Here is a 20,578-nt window from a genome sequence, read left to right on the forward strand (position 1 = left end):
TAAAAATTCCAATGCTATCGCATAAATTTTAAATCATAAATTACATATTTAATTATTCAACAAGCTAGTAATATTTAAATCTATTATTCTTGACCAACTACATACTCAGTTTTTTGTTCAGATAAAAATTTTAAATATTTGCGTCCTTTTTCATCATCATAAATTCCTTCCCATTTAGAAACAACTACAACAGCCAAAGAATTTCCAACTACGTTTACTGCAGTTCTAGCCATATCTAAAATACGATCGATGCCAGCTATAAATGCCAATCCTTCTACTGGAATGCCAACACTTCCTAATGTGGCTAAAAGTACTACAAAAGATACTCCGGGAACTCCTGCTATCCCCTTTGAGGTTATCATAAGTACTATTACAAGATTTATCTGTGCAAACAAAGATAGATGTATTCCATACATTTGTGCTATAAACAAAGCAGCAATTGCTTCATATAGTGTAGATCCATCTAAATTAAACGAATATCCTGTAGGAACTACAAAAGATGCTATAGAGGATGGGCATCCATATTTCTCCATTTTAGTCATAATTCTAGGCAAAACAGTTTCTGAACTGGATGTAGTATATGCCAATATGAGTTCATCTTTTAACACTTTAATTATATGAATTATATTATTTCCAAATAACTTTGCAACTATTCCCATAATTATAATAACAAATAAGATCATGCTTCCATAGACTGTTATGACTAATTTTCCAAGTGGAATTAAGGATTGTAATCCAAATTTAGATACAGTTACTCCAATAAGTGCAAAAACACCAATAGGTGCAGTTTTCATTATTTGATTCGTTACCCAGAACATAGCTTCTGAAATTCCTTCTGCTAATTTGAGTATAGGTTTACCTTTCTCTCCTATTGCAGCAACTCCAAGTCCGAATATTACTGCAAAAAATATTATTGGAAGCATGTCTCCATTACTAAGTGAAGTAAATAAATTGTCTGGAACTATTCCAACAATAGTATCTTTAAATCCATGATGTGATACTGTCTTTGCAGTATTTACAAAACCACTTATATTTGATTTAGAAAGTCCATTCATATTTATGCCTGTACCTGGATGAAATATATTTGCTATTAATAAACCAACTATTATTGCAATTGTACTCATTATCTCAAAATATACTATTGATTTCACTCCTAATTTTCCAAGCTGTTTCATATCTCCAACTCCAGCTACACCTACCACAAGACATGAAAAAACTATTGGAATTACTATCATCTTTATAAGTCTTAGAAATATATCTCCTATAGGCTGAAGATATGTAGATACATTAGGATTTCCATAAAATACTGCTCCAACTATAATACCAAGTACTAGTCCAATTATAATTTTAGTTGCCAATCCAAATTTAATTTTTTTCATATTACATCTCCCTCTATTCTATATAAAAATTTAAAATTGCATATTGAAATAATTTCATTCCATCATTGCATTGTAGTATGGATTTTTAATTTTGCCGTCTGCTTATATTTTGAAAGTTTTTCAAATCATTTATTCAAATAGCTATATTTAGAAACCATACAATCTAATATTACTATTTAAACTATTGAAAACTACAAAATACTACTAAAAATTATAAATATATTTTTTGGTGTTCATATATTTAATCAAATTATTGTTAATACATAATTTTCTGATAAATCATTAAATAGAATTAAACATATTTATTCATTTTTAATTTGAGATATTCATCTATTAAATCAAAAATAAAGTATCATCAATATACATATTACATATAGTAGAGGATTTCTTTAAATCCTCTACTTGACATGAATTTAAAAATTACATATAATGGAAATATAAAAAATTAAGCTATAATTATTTTGTATGGAGGTGTAAGTATATGTTAGCAGAAAAAATGTATATGAACAAAAAAAATGATTGTAGTTGTTGTATGTGTTGTTGTAAATTTGTCATTTAACTGTAGTAATATTTATATTTTTTATGAATATAAATGTTGCTTCAGTTTTTTATATTTGAATTAAAACGGCTGACTAGAAAAACTAGAGGCTTAACTATATAAAAAGTATGATATTATCAACTAGAGAAACTAGAGATAGCCTACTGGATATACCAGAGGTAATTATATTTTAATCTATGAATAAATAACATAAAAGTATAATATTACATTAACTAGATATGCTAGAGGTAACTTGTACTTAAGGAGAAATCAAATAATCATGGAATGAAAATGATATGTATGACTAAGGATGAAACTGCTGTTGCAATGATACAAAAATGCTGTGATTGTATGATGAACATGATGGAATGCGGTTGTACTGCTGTAATATGTATGAACAATACTCCAGTTTGCTGTTGTTGCTAATAACATAGATGATTTTTTAATTATTCAATAAAGAAATCCCTCAATTTCTTTATTCAGTAAAGGCAAGGCACTTACCTCTAGGTGCTTTGCCTTTTAATTTAACAAAATACTACAATAGCAAACTTCATTAATAAGAATCTCTGTCTCTCTTGATAAGTTATTCAATTGTGAACCAATCATATAACAATTAAACATTATGTCAATTAAATTTCAGAAATGAATAACTTCATAAAACATAGCCAGAAATCTTCAATCATCCAATATACTCACCTATTATAAATTTGTATATATGTATTATCATATAATATTATTAGTACATACTGTAATCCTCCGCAGACATCCTTAGTACATCTTTTTACGTAATCTAATTTCAATTCAAATTTATTATCTTTTTGAATTGAATCTATTATAATACCTATATCGTTTTTTATAGAATACAGCTTTATCATAAAACAACAATTTAGTTGATTTACTTTCTATATTTATACTTATACTTTTATTCTCAAAATACTTCAAATATTGTTCTAGCTGCTTTCTAATTAAGTTATCTTTTTCTAAAAAGCCTGGCATATTCTTTCTCCTTTATTATAATTTATGTGTAAATTTTATAAAGTCCAATCAAATAAGCAAATCACTATAAAATTTTAATATTGACATTCTGATTAATTTCAACTATCATGTAGGTATATAATAGTTGACTAGAGAAACTAGAGACTAAATTTTATTAGTATATAAAATTTAGTCTCTTTAATGTATATAAATTATATATAACATTATTTAATGGAGGGATGTTAAAATGAAAAGAATAACTATAGTACTTTACTCAAAAAATAACATAATCATCCCTGAATTACAAAATTGCTGTTGTTATATGTATATATCAAATACTATGTTAAATATTTAAAAACATATTACTGCAGTATAGTTTGTAATTATATATTATGGACAATACTGCAGTTTGTTGTTATATAATCTATTTATATTGCTGACTAGACATACTAGAGGCAGTGTAATAACAACTAGATATACTAGAAGTAACTGACTGGATATACCAGAGGTTGAGTTTTTTATTTGAAATGGAATCAAGATTATTTTAGGTTAAGCTTGTTTCCATTTCTTTTTTAAAATTTTCAATCAAGAATATATAATATCACTGCTCAATTCTTTTTTAATTTCATCAACTTTGTCAAGCTTCTCCCAAGGAAGATCTATGTCAGTTCTTCCAAAGTGTCCATATGCGGCAGTACTCTTATATATGGGTCTTCTCAAATCAAGATCCCTTATAATTGCAGCCGGTCTCAAATCAAATATCTTGTTTATGGTTTCTACTATTTTTTCATCACTTGTCTTGCTTGTGCCAAAAGTATCTATACTTATGGATACTGGTCTTGCTACTCCTATTGCATATGCTATTTCAACTTCAATTTTATCTGCTATTCCTGCTGCTACTAAATTCTTTGCCACCCATCTTGCTGCATAGGCTCCTGATCTGTCAACCTTAGTTGGATCTTTCCCTGAAAATGCTCCTCCTCCATGTCTGCCATATCCCCCATAAGTGTCGACTATTATTTTTCTTCCTGTAAGTCCCGAATCAGCTTCAGGTCCTCCTTTTACAAATCTTCCCGTTGGATTGACAATATACTTTGTATCAGAATTTATAAATTTTTCGGGTAATGTTGCCTTAATAACTTTATCTATTATGTCCTTTTCAATTTTATCATGGCTTATTCCATCTTCATGCTGTGAAGATATAAGTACAGTATCTACTCTTACGGGTTTATTTTCTTCATATTCTACTGTTACCTGAGTCTTTCCGTCCGGTCCAAGATACGGTATAGATCCATTTTTTCTTACTTCTGCAAGTTTTCTTGAAAGTTTATGTGCCAGAGCTATTGGTAGCGGCAGATATTCTTCTGTTTCATTGGTTGCAAATCCAAATACCATTCCTTGATCTCCTGCTCCTATTGCTTCAATATTGTCCTTTTCGCCTGTTTTGGATTCAAGTGATTCATCAACTCCTAGTGCAATATCTGAAGACTGTTCATCTATTGATGTTATTACTGCACAATTGGATGCATCAAAACCAAATCTTGAATGATTATATCCTATATCGCTTATTGTTTTTCTCACTATTTTTGGTATATCTACATAAGCTTTAGTTGATATCTCCCCTACCAAAAGTACAAGTCCCGTATTTACAACTGTCTCACATGCCACCCTGCCATTTTTATCCTGTTCAAGAATAGCATCCAGTACTGCATCTGATATCTGGTCACAAATCTTGTCAGGATGTCCCTCTGTAACTGATTCTGATGTGAATAACTTACTCATTTTATCCATCTCCTTTTCATACTTATTAAACAGATTTTGTTAATAAACTTCCTGTATAAAATCAAATCACAGGAAGTTTATTTTAATACCCCTATCCCCTATCTAACAGCTTTTATTTAATGAAACTGGCATATTTAATATTGTCAAATTTTTGCAAGAGCCTGATCCAAATCGTATATAATGTCATCAATATTCTCTATACCTATGGAAAGCCTTATAAGATCAGGAGTTACTCCCGCCTCTTTTTGTTCTTCAGGTGTAAGTTCTGCATGTGTAGTACTTGCCGGATGTATTACAAGAGACTTTGCATCTGCCACATTTGCAAGCAAAGAAAATAGTTTAACACTGTTTATAAATTTCTTTCCAGCTTCAAGTCCGCCTTTTATTCCAAAAGTAAATATTGAACCTGCTCCCTTTGGTAAATATTTTTTTGACAGTTCTCTATATGGGCTTGATTCTAATTCAGGATAGTTTACCCATGAAACCTTAGGATGTTTACTTAAAAATTCAACTACCTTTCTTGCATTTTCTACATGTCTCTCAACCCTAAGTGACAGTGATTCCAGTCCCTGCAAGAAATAAAATGCACTTTGTGGACTGAGAGTTGCCCCGGTATTTCTCAAAAGTTGAACTCTTGCCTTTGCTGCAAATGAAGTCGGCGCAAGGTCTGCATATACAAGTCCGCCGTAACTTTTATCAGGTGTTGTAAAATCGGGAAATTTACCACTTCCTGCCCAATCAAACTTTCCACCGTCTACTATAATTCCACCGAGCGTTGTTCCATGTCCACCTATAAACTTAGTTGCAGAGTGTACAACTACATCTGCACCATATTCTATTGGTCTTACCAAATATGGAGTTCCAAAAGTATTATCTATTATGAGAGGTATTTTGTTTTCGTGTGCAATATTTGCTACTTTTTCTATGTCAAGTACATTTATTTTTGGATTTCCTATTGTTTCAGCATACACTGCTTTTGTTTTGTCAGTTATAGCCTTTCTTATATTTTCAGGATCATCTGGATCTACAAAAGTTACACTTATACCTAATTTTTTCAGTGTTACTGAAAACAATTCATATGTTCCACCGTAAAGAGTACTTACCGATACTATATTGTCTCCTGCACTTGCCACATTGAGTATTGAATAAAATATTGCTGCAAGTCCTGAAGCAGTAGCCAGTCCTGCAACTCCCCCTTCAAGTTCTGCAACTCTTTTTTCAAAAACATCTTCAGTGGGGTTCATTATTCTTCCATATACATTTCCTGGTCTCTTTAATTGGAAAAAGTCAGCTGCCTCATCTGCATCCTTAAAAACATAAGAAGTAGTCTGGTATATTGGAACTGCTCTTGCTCCTGTTACCGGATCAGGAACCTGTCCTGCATGTACCTGTAATGTTTCAAATGACAATTTTCTCTCTTCACTCATGATTAATCTCTCCTTCATTTAATTAATATTTATATGACCTAATTTAAATTACTTTATATAATAAGCACTTAACAACTTTTAAATACTGTTTTCATCACAATCACATCCAATCTTCATTTGACGTAACAACTTTAAAATATGCATTTTTGGCAACATTTTATGTATTCTGACATATATAATTCTCCTTCCTCAATTTATAAAATAATTAAGCTTATAATTTATTAAAGAAATATAAAAAACTTCCTACAGAGAAACTGTAGGAAGCAATATCCTATTGTCTCTCATCTACCAGGTTTTATTACCTGCTGGAATTGGCACCGTTGAATACAATAAACATATATTCAGGTTGCCGGGCATCATTGGGCCAGTCCCTCTGCCTCTCTCGATAAGAACTTTCATATTTAATTTATGATTACACTATACAACCTTTTATTTATTATGTCAATATAATTTTTATAATATTTTTAATTATCAGTATATTGTATATTAATATCTATAATTTTTAAAATTTATACTAATCTGATTTTTTCCTTTGTTTCTATCTGAACTAATTTTCCATCTTGAATTACCATAGTTATAGAACCATATTTTATTTCCCCGAGTATAGCAAGCAATTCACTGACATTTTTTTTTAAAATACTAGAGCGTAAGTTTTTTTTGTCTTCCAATTTCATGATCCCCCTTATTATTCCAATTTTACATATTTAAAGAAATATAAAAACCTTTATGTAGACGAGTACAAAAAGGTTTAAACTTTTTCTCATCTCTCAGATTTCAACTGCTGGAATTGGCACCATTGAATACAATAAACATATATTCAGGTTGCCGGGCATCATTGGGCCAGTCCCTCTACCTCTCTTGATAAGATTTTCCGTATTTAATTTATAATCACTATACTGTTTTTGAATTTATTTGTCAATAAAAAATTTTAAAATATTTTATCTTCACATATTTTTTTCATAGGAATATTATAAATTAAGTGTTTACTATTAAATAAAAAAATTATTAAATTATGCTTGATTAAATGATTTTTTTATAGTATTATGAATATTAATTAATTACAGTAAATATTAATTATTGCGATGACAGGAAGAGTAAATTAGCATTTGACTACAAGCGAGGATTTCCCTTGGGTGAAAGGATATCTTAGTCAATACTGATTGAAGTGCATCCTTGAGTACTGAATTGAAGTTTAGTAGACTTCAGCGGGTATGCCCGTTAAAGCATTGAGGTATGATTGTACCAAAATAAGAGTTTTAATATATTCATGTTAATTAATTTCATATTATCATGTTATATATTGTAAACAGAGTGGAACCGCGGAAGTAACCTTCTGCCTCTGAATTGAGGCAGAAGGTTTTTTGGTTTTTGGAATCCGGAATCTAAGGACCATTTTTATTATTAAAGTTTAAAATCATTTAAATTAGGAGGAATAGTTATGAATTCTATAGGATATTTTGATTCAATTGCAGATAAATGGAATGTAATACGAGAAGAGTATTTTGAAGATAAGTTAAAATATATAGCTCTTTCACAGTTTGATATAAAAGATAAAATTTGTGCCGATTTAGGATGCGGTACTGGATTCATTTCCCTTGCACTTTCTACAGATGCAAAGCTTGTATTCTCTATAGATAATTCAAAGAACATGTTGAGACAGCTCCACGATTCTGCTGTCAATAGAGAGATTAAAAATATATATCCAATAAAAGGATCTATATCAAATCTACCACTTTTTGATGAATCAATAGATGCTCTATTCATAAATATGGCACTTCACCATGTAGTAGATGCAGAAGGTGCTTTTAAAGAACTCTACAGAGTTTTAAAAAAGAATGGTACTTTTGTTATATGTGATGTTGAACAACACAATGGAGAGTGGGCAAAAATTGAAATGCATGATGAATGGCTCGGTTTCTCCAATGAACAAATAAATAGCTGGGCAAAAAAAGCTGGATTTTCAGACATAATCATAAAAAGTACTGGATTAAAATGCAAAGGATATTCAAGTAAGGGAGAATATACAGAAACAGGAATATTTATGACAAGAGGTATACGAAAGGAGATATAAAATGAATATTGAATCATTGTTAATACACGGAGGAATAGATGGAGATAAACAGACAGGAGCAGTTAGCGTACCCATATATCAAACATCTACCTATAGACAAAATGGTTTGGGAGAAAATAATGGTTATGAATACTCAAGAACTGGAAATCCAACTAGAGAAGCATTGGAAAAATTAATATCAGATATTGAAGCTGGATACAGTGGTCTTGCCTTTGCATCAGGTATGGCAGCTATAACAGCAGTACTAACATTATTTAAAAGTGGAGATAAAATAATACTGTCAGATAATGTTTATGGTGGAACTTATAGAGTACTGGCCAAAATATTTAAAAATTTTAATTTAAATTTTGAATTAGTTGATACTAGCAATATAAAAAGTGTGGAGGATAGTATTACAGATGATGTAAAAGCAATATATATTGAAACACCAACCAATCCCCTCATGACAATAACCGATATAAAAAAAGTATCCGAGATTGCCAGAAAAAATAAACTTCTTACAATTGTAGACAATACTTTCATGACTCCTTATCTTCAAAGGCCTATAGAACTTGGTGCAGATATAGTAATTCACAGTGCCACTAAATATTTAGGAGGACACAGTGATCTAGTGGCAGGACTTGTTGTAGTAAATAATGAAGATTTATCAGAAAGACTTCACTTTATACAGAATTCCACAGGTGGAATATTAAATCCATTCGACAGCTGGCTTTTAATACGAGGAATCAAAACTTTATCTGTTAGAATGGACAGACATGAAGAAAATGCCCAATATATAGCAAAATTTTTAAATGAAAATCCATTTGTAGAGAAAGTATATTATCCAGGACTTGAAAGTCATATAGGACATGATATACAAAAGAAACAGGCAAAAGGATATGGTGCAATAATTTCATTTGTATTAAAAGACACTATCAATATAAATGATTTTTTCAAAAAATTAAAACTTATAACATTTGGTGAAAGTCTTGGTGGGGTAGAATCATTAATGTGCCATCCTGCTAGTATGACTCATGCTGCTATACCATATGAAATAAGACAGAAGGTTGGAATAGTAGATAATCTAGCTAGATTATCAGTTGGAATAGAAAATAAAGGAGACTTGTTAGAAGATTTAACGTCTGCAATTAAACTATTATAATATTATAAAAATTAAGGGGAGACTACTTTTATGGATGTTTTTAATGATATAAAAGAGATGATAGGAAATACTCCGGTATTAAAAATAAGTAGATTTAAATTAAAATCAGGGGTTAATATATATGCAAAACTTGAAAATTTTAACCCTGGAGGAAGTGTAAAAGATAGAATTGGATCATATATGATAGACCAGGCAGAAAAAAGTAACAGATTAAAAAATGGTTATACCATAGTAGAAGCTACCGCAGGAAACACGGGCCTTGGAATTGCACTCGGAGCACTAAATAAAGGTTACAAAGTTATATTTGCAGTTCCGGAAAAATTTTCTATAGAAAAACAAGTGCTTATAAAAGCTCTTGGTGCAGAAATAGTGCATACGCCAGAAAAAAAAGGAATGAGAGGAGCCATAGAAAAAGCCCAGGAACTCCTAGGGAAAATACCAAATTCTATATCTTTAGGTCAATTTCAAAATAATGACAATCCTAAGGCACACTATCTTACAACAGGTCCTGAAATATATAAACAATTAGATGGTAAAATAGATTATTTTGTAGCCGGTGCTGGTAGTGGAGGCACATTTACCGGCATAGTAAAGTATCTAAAGGAACAAAATAATACTATAAAGGCTATTTTAGCTGATCCAGAAGGTTCCACTTTAGGAGGTGGAACTGAAGAAAAATATGCAATTGAAGGTATAGGAAATGATTTTGTACCTGATACCATGAATATGAATCTGGTAGATAAAGTTATAAAGGTAAATGATGATGAGGCTTTTATTATGGTACGGGAATTAGCTAAGAGAGAAGGTCTCATAGTCGGTTCCTCCTCTGGTGCAGCATTAGCAGCAGCATTGAAATTAGCTGACACTATAGATAGTGGAAATATAGTAACTGTTTTCCCGGATAGAGGAGATAGATATTTCAGCAAGAATCTTTACTCACAGATATCTGAAAATGAAAATAAGCCTTTATCTAGAAACGTTTAATAGAATGATTATATAAACAGATTAGTATAAAATATATTGGTTTTAATTTTATATAACTGAAAATTTTGATTTTCAGTTATATTTTTTATATTTGGATAAATCAGTACTGACCATGGACTTGTACAAGAAGCAAATCCATGGTCAGTATCTTTCTAGTTATTTTTTTAGTTGTTTTCCAGCAATTTTACAGCCTTTTCTATTCCACTATTTATTTCATCATACATCTGAAATATTCGTATACCACTTTTCTTTAACCTATTTGCAGGCTCAAAGCCTGCTCTCAGTACTAGAACTGCATTACAATCCTCTATAGTCTTTATAATGTCCAATATTTTATCTTCTTGTTTTTCACAGTCTTCTATACCATTACAGTATTTACTTACACTTCTCTTTTCTTTAAATTTGATCTGTCCATTTATTACATCATATATATAAAATTCTGATGCATGTCCAAAATGTTGATCTATATTCACTCCTGTTTTACTTGAAACTGCAATTCTATAATTATTTTTATTGCTTCTAAAGTTCTTAGATATATCATTTTCTAAAGTTCCTATGGCATCTGCCCTACATTGCTTACAATGAAACATTTGTTTTAAATCCAGCTGGCACTTTTTTCTCATGTTATTTAATTCTTTTTCATCTGTAGCAGGCAAATTTTCAAATACTGTACCTGGAATTGGAATAAGAGGTATTATATTAGTCATATACGCACCACACTCTTTTACCTTTTTAACTATTTCAGGAACATGTGTATCATTAATATCTTTTATCATTACAATGTTTACTTTAGATATAATCCCTTTTTGCGAAATATATCTTAGTCCAGACAGTTGATTATTTAATATTATATTTCCAGCTTCTTCACCTGAAAATTTTTTTCCTAAGTAATTGATAAATTTATAAACTCTACCTCCTATTTTAGGATCTACTGCATTTATAGTTATAGTAACATGACTTATTCCCAATTTCACTATTTCATCAGCATAAAAAGGAAGCATCAAGCCATTAGTAGATAAACAAAAAGTAATATCAGGAGATTCTTCTTTTATTAATTCTACAGACTTTTTAACTTCTTCAAAATTGGCAAGTGGATCTCCAGGTCCTGCTATGCCAACTACAGTTAAATTCTTTACTTTTTCTTTTACTATATTAAATTTATCCCTGGCTTCTTCAGGTGTTAAAATCTGACTGGTAACTCCTGGTCTACTTTCATTTACACAATCGTATTTTCTGCTGCAGAAATTACAGCTAACATTACATTTAGGTGCTACTGGTATATGCATTCTTGCATATTTATGTGCAATACAATTGTAGCATGGATGACTTAATGTTCTCTCCTCTATACTTTTTATTGGACTTGCAATATCTATACTCATAATCTTATTTTCTCCTTCCATATATAAAAAAGGCCAAGGTAAATTAAATAAATTTACCTTAGCCTTCAGATTTCTGATCAACTAATAGTTAATTTTATTTGTAAGTTTCTAATATATTTCCATATATATCCTCAATAAGTCTCATGCCTCCGTTATATCCCAAGTATCCTCCATTTAATACCAATCTATGCATGATTGGTATAGATATATTGATTTTAAATCCATTAACCTCATCGGCTATGTCTCTATCCCATGAACTTCCTAATATTAAAGGTATATGGGTGCCAATATCGTATGCTCTTAATCTCTGATGGATCTTTCCGGAATCAACTTCGAAAAACACTTTAAAATCTCTAGTATCTGATAAGTTATTAAACTTTTCTATTATATAATCCTGATATTTTTTTGGAACATCATCTGTTATATACTGCTCTCCAGGAACAATTCCAAGTTCATTCAATAGAAATTGACTAATTCCAAGAGCATAAAATGAATCTGTTATATTAAAAAACCTGTCTGGTATACTATATCTAAATTCCAAAAAGAAATCTGCAGCTCTTTCTAAATAATAATAGAATTTATCTTCTTCTTTCTTAATATAATTTTCTACTATATCGTTGTCCAGGTTTGCGAATTCTTTAACTGATCTTAAAAATTCACTTGTTTCCTTAGCACCTATAGGAGGAACAGCATAGTGCAAATATGGAGTTCCATATTTCTGTTTTAATAATTTTGCCGTTTCCACTCCAACCCATGGTGAGACCACTATGTTAAATTCAGCATCAGGTATTGTTTGCAACTCTTCTACTCCGCCAGACTCAGGTCCAAATAATATATTAACTTCCAGGCCTATTCCTTCTAACAAATGCTTTATTATACTTAAATTTCCCGCCCAGAAGCTATCTTGAAACGGTACTGAAGCAAAAACATTCACCAAATTTTTTTTCACCTTTGGCTTTCTGTCTCCAATAAACTGATCTATAATAGCTTTCAATACCAATTCATGTCCCTTAAAATTAGTACCTTTAAATCCTCCTGTTTCTGCAAAAACTATTGGTATTCCATTTTTTTTATATTCTCCAACTATCTGCCCTATATCATCTCCAACTATGTCAGATGTGCAGCCTGTTAATACTACAAATAGATCTCCCTTTAAAACTTTAAGTGTTCCATCAATAACTTCTTTCAATCTCTTTCTACCACCAAATACTACTTCCTTTTCAGTAGAATTTGTACACGGAATCACGCCGCCTCCTGAATATCCTGTTCCCTGATATCCTGAATCAGTGCTAAGTCCTCTGAATAATTTCACACCACATCCTGGTCCAGAATGAAGTATTGGCATTGCACCTTTTATGGCAATTACAGATTGCTGAGATCCAAGAGTGCAGTAATGTCTGGGTTGCTCTATTATTTTCAGCATATTACTTTCCCTCCTTTAAAAAAGTATCTGGTCTCTGTTTAAACCACCAATCAGTATATGGGAATTTGGCATGAGCTGAAATATTCTTTACAAACTCTGGAGTTTCAAGTACATCCAAAACCTTATTTCCATAGTTTATCAATCCTTGATATCCTAATCCAAAGTGTTCATCTCCCATTAAAAATGTAGGTATTCCAAGTTTTGCACCCCATATAGACATACCACCATGACGTGCAATAAAAATATCCGGTTTCAATCTGTTAAGTGAATTAACAAGTTCATAAGCCTGTTTATCACATACACTGAAATTTTTAATATCCCCATATGTTTTAACTGCATGATCCAAACTTTTGCCTGATTCTGATCTATTATCATAGCAAGGATCATGATGAAATATTGAGGCACCCACAACTTCCAATCCCAAATCTTCTAAAAGTGCTATTAAACTATGCCCATGAGCTGCTCCAGCTGTTACATATGCTCTTTTCCCTTTTAATTTTTTTCTCAATTTTTCAAGTTCTGGATATATTCTTTCTTTTTCAGATTTAAGCAGTTCTTCAACTTCAGTTTCTTTATCAGTTATTCTACCCAGTTCTCTAAACCACTCATCTGTTCCCTTTATTCCATATGCAGGTGGAGCTTTTACTTCAGGTACTCCATATTCCTGTTCCAAAGCAGCTGCCAAATAGGTGCCAAGAGTAGGACATATTTGAACGGTAGCTGCAGCTTCAGATATCTTTTGAAGCTGCTCTATTGTAGAAAAAGGAACAATGTAATTTGGTTTTAATCCTATTCTTCCAAAAAGATCAGTAAAAATATCACTTCCCCAGAAATTAATTACATTTACTAAATCTTTTCTTTTTTTAACAGGCGGCTTTATTATCTTTCTAACTATTCCGTGATAAGCCGCATCAAAGCCAGTTGTCCATATTTTTGATTTGAAACCTTCACAAGGAATATATACTATTGGTATCTTAATCCTTTTTTCTGCTTCTTGGGCTATTGTATCTATATCATCGCCTATTATACCCGATGCACAAGAAGCTGTTACAAAAATTGCTTTAGGATTAAATCTTTCAAAAGCCTCATTTATTGTGGCTTTTAGTTTTTCACCTCCACCGTATATAGTGTCTTTTTCATCCAAATTCGTACTTAATAATCTAGCATTTTTAGGTCTCAAATTTCTCTTTCTCTGTCCAACTCTGTTTGTAAAATTAAAATCTGAAAAATCTGCTGAACATCCAAGTGGTGCATGATTTATTACAACTACATCCTGTATCATAACCAACTGACACAGTGCCTGTCCTGAGCTACATCCAAGACATTGACTGAAAGAATGCTTCCTATCACACAACCTTTTTCCTTTAGACATTTCACATAATTCAGATGCACTTCCTGAAAATCCAGTAATTGAACCAAGTCTATTTTCTCTGATTTTTACCTCTGGTGATTTTATATTAATACTCAAAATAATTACCTCCTTAATACTCAATTTACAATTTACCTTTGATAAGCAAAATAAAAAAAGACTAAGCATAAGTCACAATAACAATGACTTGCTTAGTCTCCAGTTTATCTGGTCAACTAATATAATAATATTATATATTTACACCAATCTAACTTTTTCATTTTTCTCTATCTGTATTACTCTACCATCTTGAACAACTAAGGTTATTGAACCATACTTCATTACTTTAAGCATTTCCAGTAACCTATTTAAGTCTTTTTGCGAAATACCAGTAGATAATTTTTTCTTATCCACCATTATCACTCCTCATTTCATAGATAAGGATTCAAAAAACAAAACCTTCCTGCTGATAGATGCAAAGAAGGTGATTTTCTATTCTCTCATCTTCCAGGTATATTCCTGTAGGAATTAGCACCTTGAATTAAAATTTCATTCAGGTTGCCGGGCATCACAGGGCCATTCCCTCCACCTCTCTTGATAAGACTAATATAATTTTATAATTTATATTATAATCAATAAATTTTAAGTTGTCAATATATCATTACTATCTTTTATATAATTCTACATGATTTTTTTAAAATCTACATCACTTAATTTAATTATTTTTGTCTTGAATTTTTTCTTATATATTATAAATAATAACAAAAATATAGGAAGTCCTATATAAGAAGATATTACTCCTCCCCAGTCTATTTTTGCCTGTTGAAAATATGTAATACCCTGTCCCAATATTACAACTGTACAAAGTAAAAATGCAATTATAGGTCCTAGTGGAAATAATTTTGCCTTATATTTGAGAATGCTAACATCTTTTTGCTGAGCTACACATGCTTTTCTAAACCTATAATGGCATATTGCTATTCCAAGCCATGCTATAAATCCTGAAAGTCCAGAGGCTGCTACAAGCCACACATAAACAGAATCTTCTGCATAAAGTCCTGTTAAAAAGCAAGCAGAAGCTACTACTGTAGTTAGTATAACTGCATTTACAGGAACACCTTTTGAGTTAACTTTTCCAAAAATTCCAGGAGCTTTTTTATCATTTGCCATAGAATACAGCATTCTTGTAGAAGCATATAACCCTGAATTACCACAAGATAATACAGAAGTCAATATTACTGCATTCATAAGTGAAGCTGCTCCAGCTACTCCTGCTTTTTGAAATATCATAGTAAACGGACTGGTTTGAACTCCTGCCATAGTATAGGGAATTAATGCACCAACTACAATTATGGTTCCAAGATAAAATAGTATTATTCTCCAAAATATAGTATTTATTGCCTTAGGTATGGTTTTCTCTGGATTTTCACTTTCTCCTGCAGCAATACCAATAAGTTCTGTACCCTGAAATGAAAACCCTGCAATCAAAAATACTAAAAATATGGATTTAGGACCTCCTACAAAAGGTGCTTCACCAATAGTAAAATTTTTAAGTCCTATAGGATTTCCATTAAAAATCCCAACTATCATCGCAACTCCTGTTACCAAAAATACTATAACAGTAGCTACTTTAATTCCTGCAAACCAAAATTCAGACTCACCATAAGCCCTTGCAGACAATAAATTTAATATTACTATAAGTAATAAAAATAAAACACTCCATATTACTGATGGAACAAAAGGAAACCAAAATTTCATTATTAATGCTCCTGCTACCATTTCTGCAGCTACCGTAATAGCCCAATTATACCAATAGTTCCACCCTAGAGCAAAACCTAAAGCCGGATCAACAAATTTAGTTGCATAAGTTCCAAAAGATCCTGAATCAGGCATAAAAGTTGCCATTTCTCCAAGACTTGTCATTAAAAAATAGACCATTATTCCTATGCAACAATAAGCCACTATTGCTCCACCAGGACCGGCCTGTTTTATAGTATCTCCTAAAGCCAAAAATATGCCTGTACCAATAGAACCTCCAAGGGCAATCATATTCATATGTCTGGGTTTAAGCCCTCTTTTCAGCTTGTGTGAATTATTATCTGATTCTTCCAAAGTATTTTGCATCTAACCACTCCTAATATTCCTTAATATTTTAAGACAAAATAAAAAATACCTCAAGTATAACTCTTGAGGCGCATAAAGTATAATATAATTACTTACAACATTTGATAGCTCCCCACATTTTATGTGACAGTTTTATATATATTGTATATAAAACCAACTTACAGCAGCGCAGCCTTACTATAAATTTCGGCAATATCTCCTTTCAAACGGTTTCATAGTGCTCACCTCCACCTATTTACTTATAAATATTGCACCTCTATCCAATTATATAATTACGTATACATTATGAACTATAAGATGGCATTAGTCAATATATTTTAATCAAATACAATTTTTATCATTAAAACTCTTTTTTCAATCTTTATTTCAATCTTTATTTCAACTTTTTTTAAATTTAAGAAGGAATAATCAAATTTTTATTGAATATAAAGTATTAGTTAGTAATATAAATTAACAAAATATTTTTAGGAGGTATTTTATGGGATCTTTAAAAGGTACAAAAACTGCAGAAAACTTAATGAAATCTTTTGCTGGGGAGTCACAAGCTAGAAATAGATACACTTTTTATGCTTCTCAAGCAAAAAAGGAAGGATATGTTCAAATAGCTAATATATTTTTAGAAACTGCTGAAAATGAAAAGGAACATGCAAAAAGATTTTTTAAATTTGCAAATGAAGATTTATGTGGTGAAGCAGTAGAAATAAATGCTTCTTACCCTGTAGCTCTTGGAGACACCAAATTAAACTTAAAAGCAGCTGCAGATGGTGAAAATGAAGAATGGACTCAATTATATCCTGAATTTGCCAAAGTTGCTGATCAAGAAGGATTTCCTGTTATAGCTACAGTATATAGAAAGATTGCTGAAGTTGAAAAACATCATGAAGAAAGATATAAAGCTCTTCTTAAAAATATAGAGGATGGTAAAGTATTTACCAAAGACAAAGTATATAAATGGAAATGCAGTAATTGTGGATATATATATGAAGGCACTTGTGCACCTAAAGCTTGTCCTGCCTGTGCTCATCCTCAAGCATATTTTGAATTGCTTGCAGACAACTTCTAATAAAAAACTATTATTAAAAAGTCGGGGAAATTATTTTCACCCGGCTTTTTAATATTCTGTATCTGGAATGTCTATACCTGCCATTTTCATTAGATACAGTGCATTCCTAGTTTTTGATATTCCCTTTTGAAGTTTGTAGTCAAAAAATATTTTATTATTTTTATAGTATTCCCTAAAATAATAATTTTTGATATGCTTATTATTTTCATTTTCCATATCACACAATTCTAAATCATGGGTAGATACCATACCACATGTATTTAGACTTTTTAATTCATTTATAAGTATTTTAGCACCTGTATGCCTATCTATTGAATTAGTTCCTTTAAATATTTCATCTAACAGGAAAAATATCCTTTCTCCTCTTTTAGCAGCTTCTACTATAGATTTTATTCTAATGATCTCTCCATAAAAAGATGAAATGTTTTTTTCCAAATTATCGCTTATCCTCATACATGTATATAAGTTCATTATAGAGCAGTTAAAATACTCTGCACACACACGAGTACCTAAATATGCCAACAATAAATTTACTCCTGTCGTCCTCAAAAATGTACTTTTTCCTGACATATTTGATCCTGTAATTAAAAGCACTCTAGAATTGCTGTCTATATCTAAATTATTACTTATAGCCTTTCCTCTAATAAGTGGATGTGCCATAGATTTAGCTCTAATTTTAAGTGATTCATCATAAATTTTAGGTATAGCCCAATTAGAATGATCAAAATTTATAATAGAAAGACTAGAGAGCATTTCAATTTCAGCAGCTGCATTAATCCAACTATACACATATGGACCATTTTTTCTTCTCCACTTTTCAACGGCAAACATACATTGATAATCCCATAAAAACAATATATTTAAAATTATATATGCCATATTTCTTCTATCTGAAATATTATTAGCTATTTTAGTAAGTTCAGTCATCTGTTTAAAATTACTTTTTTTGTTTGATTTCTTTTTAATATTGTCATTTTTAAAAACAGTTTTAATTTGATTTAAATATTGTGAACTAAAATTAGTGTTATATATAATATTTATCATGCTTTCATAAGCCTTAATACTTTTTTTAAGTTTAAAAACTGTATCAAGCTGTTTGAATCTATTTTTAGAACCTATAAAAAGTATTAATATAGATACCAAAATTGTACTGTATCCAATATAACTGCTAAATATTTTTAACACGAAAGTCATAACAAGAGATCCTATTATTATAACAGGAAATATCTTAAATAATGCAATTATAAATCCATTACTATAAATACTATTATCTAAAGGCTTTATAACATTAATTAAACTTTCCAACTTACTTTCATCATCTTTTGCAAAATATCCTTCTGCCTGTAATCTTTGTCTGAATTTTATTTTACTTGACAATTCATCTATAGACTCTTGTCTTTTTATTATAGTCTTTTTAGTATCTGGTTTAGATGTCAATATTTCAAACAATTTTTTCTTTCCTAGATAAGTTTCAGTAGTATTTATCCATTGAAAGATAGAATTTTTACCAAATAGATCCAAATCATAGCTATATGCATGATTTTCGTCTTTAAACTCATTTCCATCTTCTTTAAATCTGTTCCACTTTCCATCTATTCTATCACTACAAGTCTTATTTATACTACTAAGTTTTTCAGTAAACTTTAAGTTTTTATTTAATCTTTCATGTATTTTTACCAATACTATAAATAATATTAAAAATACAAAAAAACAACTTAAACTCATATAAATATAATGTCTTGTATATAAATATATAGTACCAATTACTCCTAATAAGAATATAGCTAACCTAAATCTACTGACAAGTTTAATATATTTATTTTGCCTTTTTAATAGTGAATAATAATGATTTTTTCTTCTAGTATAGATATCTTTTATATTTTTCAATTGTTTAACCTCTTCTAAAAATTTTTTGTGTTCTTTACCAACTTAGATGGTCTCAAATTGTCAAAATAGTCTTTTAATTTTAAATCCATGCCTAATATATGTTCACTTATCCATTTGTATACAAAATCTAAAAGTTTAATAACTTCTTCTTCAGGGTTTTTTTCTATATCACTTTCATCTATACTCTCAATTTTTTCGATAAATCTGTCATGAACTAATTTTTGTTGTTTATATCCAGGATATTCATATAGCTGCATCAATCTTTCCTCATCTTCAAAATGATATATAGTATATTTTCTGAGTTCATCAATAGAATCTAAAATTTCATCTATATAAAACATTTGATTATCTTCCTTTTTTATCATATTATATATCGATTGTCCAATCTCAAACAACCTTTTATGTTCATCATCTACTCTTTTTATTCCACAACTGTATTTATCTTTCCATTCGAACATAGTATCATACTCCTTATATTATAATAATCTTTAATAAATAAATTATATCATAATAATACAATATAAAAATAAAGACAATATCTAAATTATAAAATTTAAATATCGTCTTTATTTTTAATATGAACTTTTAATAGTTATATCTTAAAATTTCATTATAGCTAAAACTATTTTCTACATAACAGCACTTGGTAATATCGCATCTAATATTCCAATTATTAAAGCAGCTATTATAGCTCCAATTATAGTTACTGACATATTAGGAACTATAAATTGAGCCAAATATAATATTATGGCTGCAACAATAAATCCTTTTATTCCCTTACCAAAAGGAGATGCATCTACTCCCATAAATTTTTCTATGAGATAATCAACTACGCTTATTACTACTGCTGCTATTATATATGACCATAATCCCACTATAGAAAAACCTGGTGTTAAAAAAGATGTTATAGCCAATATTATTACAGTAAAAACTAATCTTAAAAGATATCTGGATATTGAAGATCCTTTTTGCCCATTATTATTAGTATTATTATTAGTATCGTTCATACTAATCACTCCTCACTATATGTTATAATAGCCTTGAGCATAACTCTAAG

General features: G+C 30.3%; 18 protein-coding genes and 4 riboswitches. Of the genes, 5 read left to right on the forward strand and 13 right to left on the reverse strand.

Translation table 11 applies throughout. The annotated features are described in order from the left end of the window. Window positions 1-83: 83 nt before the first annotated feature. A complete protein-coding gene (locus tag KM800_RS13780; protein ID WP_217813601.1) occupies window positions 84-1,379 on the reverse strand; it encodes a cation:dicarboxylate symporter family transporter in 1,296 nt (431 codons plus the stop codon). A gap of 838 nt (window positions 1,380-2,217) precedes the next feature. Between KM800_RS13780 and KM800_RS15575 the strand changes: the two genes are divergently transcribed. Next, window positions 2,218-2,343 carry a hypothetical protein gene (locus KM800_RS15575; protein ID WP_254906568.1) on the forward strand — a complete coding sequence of 42 codons (126 nt, stop codon included), beginning with the start codon at window positions 2,218-2,220 and terminating at the stop codon, window positions 2,341-2,343. Between the two features lie 384 nt (window positions 2,344-2,727). Here the strand turns inward: KM800_RS15575 and KM800_RS13785 are convergent, their stop codons facing one another. The 4 genes from KM800_RS13785 to KM800_RS13800 form a co-directional block, all read right to left on the reverse strand. Further along, window positions 2,728-2,913, reverse strand: coding sequence for a hypothetical protein (locus KM800_RS13785; RefSeq protein ID WP_217813602.1), 186 nt, complete (start codon window positions 2,911-2,913; stop codon window positions 2,728-2,730). Between the two features lie 564 nt (window positions 2,914-3,477). Continuing rightward, a complete protein-coding gene (metK, locus tag KM800_RS13790; RefSeq protein ID WP_217813603.1) occupies window positions 3,478-4,674 on the reverse strand; it encodes a methionine adenosyltransferase in 1,197 nt (398 codons plus the stop codon). Between the two features lie 143 nt (window positions 4,675-4,817). Next, window positions 4,818-6,101 (reverse strand): O-acetylhomoserine aminocarboxypropyltransferase/cysteine synthase family protein, encoded by a 1,284-nt coding sequence (locus KM800_RS13795; protein WP_217813604.1) that lies wholly within the window; start codon window positions 6,099-6,101, stop codon window positions 4,818-4,820. Window positions 6,102-6,379: 278 nt separating this feature from the next. Next, window positions 6,380-6,493: riboswitch (SAM riboswitch) on the reverse strand. 117 nt (window positions 6,494-6,610) lie between these two features. Further along, on the reverse strand, window positions 6,611-6,739 hold the full coding sequence (locus KM800_RS13800) for a DUF2292 domain-containing protein (protein WP_419195473.1): 129 nt from the start codon (window positions 6,737-6,739) through the stop codon (window positions 6,611-6,613). Window positions 6,740-6,858: 119 nt separating this feature from the next. Then, a riboswitch (SAM riboswitch) is annotated at window positions 6,859-6,969 on the reverse strand. 570 nt (window positions 6,970-7,539) lie between these two features. Between KM800_RS13800 and KM800_RS13805 the strand changes: the two genes are divergently transcribed. Genes KM800_RS13805 through KM800_RS13815 form a run of 3 tightly spaced genes read left to right on the forward strand, consistent with a single transcriptional unit; the run spans window position 7,540 to window position 10,297 of the window. Further along, window positions 7,540-8,172: a class I SAM-dependent methyltransferase gene (locus tag KM800_RS13805; RefSeq protein ID WP_217813606.1), complete on the forward strand. Its 633-nt coding sequence runs from the start codon at window positions 7,540-7,542 to the stop codon at window positions 8,170-8,172. Between the two features lies 1 nt (window position 8,173). Beyond that, window positions 8,174-9,313 carry a trans-sulfuration enzyme family protein gene (locus KM800_RS13810; protein ID WP_217813607.1) on the forward strand — a complete coding sequence of 380 codons (1,140 nt, stop codon included), beginning with the start codon at window positions 8,174-8,176 and terminating at the stop codon, window positions 9,311-9,313. Window positions 9,314-9,343: 30 nt separating this feature from the next. Further along, on the forward strand, window positions 9,344-10,297 hold the full coding sequence (locus KM800_RS13815) for a PLP-dependent cysteine synthase family protein (RefSeq protein WP_217813608.1): 954 nt from the start codon (window positions 9,344-9,346) through the stop codon (window positions 10,295-10,297). A gap of 164 nt (window positions 10,298-10,461) precedes the next feature. Here KM800_RS13815 and nifB read toward each other — a convergent pair whose 3' ends face one another. The 5 genes from nifB to KM800_RS13840 form a co-directional block, all read right to left on the reverse strand. After that, window positions 10,462-11,676 carry a nitrogenase cofactor biosynthesis protein NifB gene (gene nifB / locus KM800_RS13820; RefSeq protein ID WP_217813609.1) on the reverse strand — a complete coding sequence of 405 codons (1,215 nt, stop codon included), beginning with the start codon at window positions 11,674-11,676 and terminating at the stop codon, window positions 10,462-10,464. A 94-nt stretch (window positions 11,677-11,770) separates the two neighbouring features. Further along, complete coding sequence (locus KM800_RS13825; protein WP_217813610.1) at window positions 11,771-13,099, reverse strand: nitrogenase component 1; 1,329 nt, start codon at window positions 13,097-13,099, stop codon at window positions 11,771-11,773. A 1-nt stretch (window position 13,100) separates the two neighbouring features. Further along, complete coding sequence (locus KM800_RS13830; RefSeq protein ID WP_217813611.1) at window positions 13,101-14,567, reverse strand: nitrogenase component 1; 1,467 nt, start codon at window positions 14,565-14,567, stop codon at window positions 13,101-13,103. A 138-nt stretch (window positions 14,568-14,705) separates the two neighbouring features. Further along, the gene (locus tag KM800_RS13835; protein ID WP_017751344.1) at window positions 14,706-14,864 is read right to left on the reverse strand and encodes a YezD family protein; all 159 of its coding nucleotides are present in this window, start codon (window positions 14,862-14,864) and stop codon (window positions 14,706-14,708) included. A gap of 80 nt (window positions 14,865-14,944) precedes the next feature. Beyond that, window positions 14,945-15,051: riboswitch (SAM riboswitch) on the reverse strand. Window positions 15,052-15,128: 77 nt separating this feature from the next. Beyond that, complete coding sequence (locus KM800_RS13840; RefSeq protein WP_217813612.1) at window positions 15,129-16,571, reverse strand: amino acid permease; 1,443 nt, start codon at window positions 16,569-16,571, stop codon at window positions 15,129-15,131. A 97-nt stretch (window positions 16,572-16,668) separates the two neighbouring features. Next, window positions 16,669-16,838: riboswitch (Lysine riboswitch) on the reverse strand. A 211-nt stretch (window positions 16,839-17,049) separates the two neighbouring features. Here KM800_RS13840 and rbr point away from each other — a divergent pair. Further along, window positions 17,050-17,634 carry a rubrerythrin gene (rbr, locus tag KM800_RS13845; RefSeq protein WP_217813613.1) on the forward strand — a complete coding sequence of 195 codons (585 nt, stop codon included), beginning with the start codon at window positions 17,050-17,052 and terminating at the stop codon, window positions 17,632-17,634. Between the two features lie 48 nt (window positions 17,635-17,682). On the opposite strand, the gene KM800_RS13850 is transcribed toward rbr, so the two are convergent. The 3 genes from KM800_RS13850 to KM800_RS13860 all read right to left on the reverse strand — a co-directional run bounded on the left by KM800_RS13850 (window position 17,683) and on the right by KM800_RS13860 (window position 20,528). Continuing rightward, window positions 17,683-19,521, reverse strand: coding sequence for a MutS-related protein (locus tag KM800_RS13850; RefSeq protein WP_217813614.1), 1,839 nt, complete (start codon window positions 19,519-19,521; stop codon window positions 17,683-17,685). A gap of 14 nt (window positions 19,522-19,535) precedes the next feature. Then, window positions 19,536-19,979 (reverse strand): bacteriohemerythrin, encoded by a 444-nt coding sequence (locus KM800_RS13855; protein ID WP_217813615.1) that lies wholly within the window; start codon window positions 19,977-19,979, stop codon window positions 19,536-19,538. 171 nt (window positions 19,980-20,150) lie between these two features. Further along, entirely contained in the window at window positions 20,151-20,528 is a 378-nt protein-coding gene (locus tag KM800_RS13860) for a phage holin family protein (RefSeq protein WP_217813616.1), read from the reverse strand. Window positions 20,529-20,578: the final 50 nt, after the last annotated feature.

This window comes from Clostridium tyrobutyricum (genome assembly GCF_019144085.1).
In the GTDB taxonomy this organism is placed as follows: domain Bacteria; phylum Bacillota; class Clostridia; order Clostridiales; family Clostridiaceae; genus Clostridium_B; species Clostridium_B tyrobutyricum_A.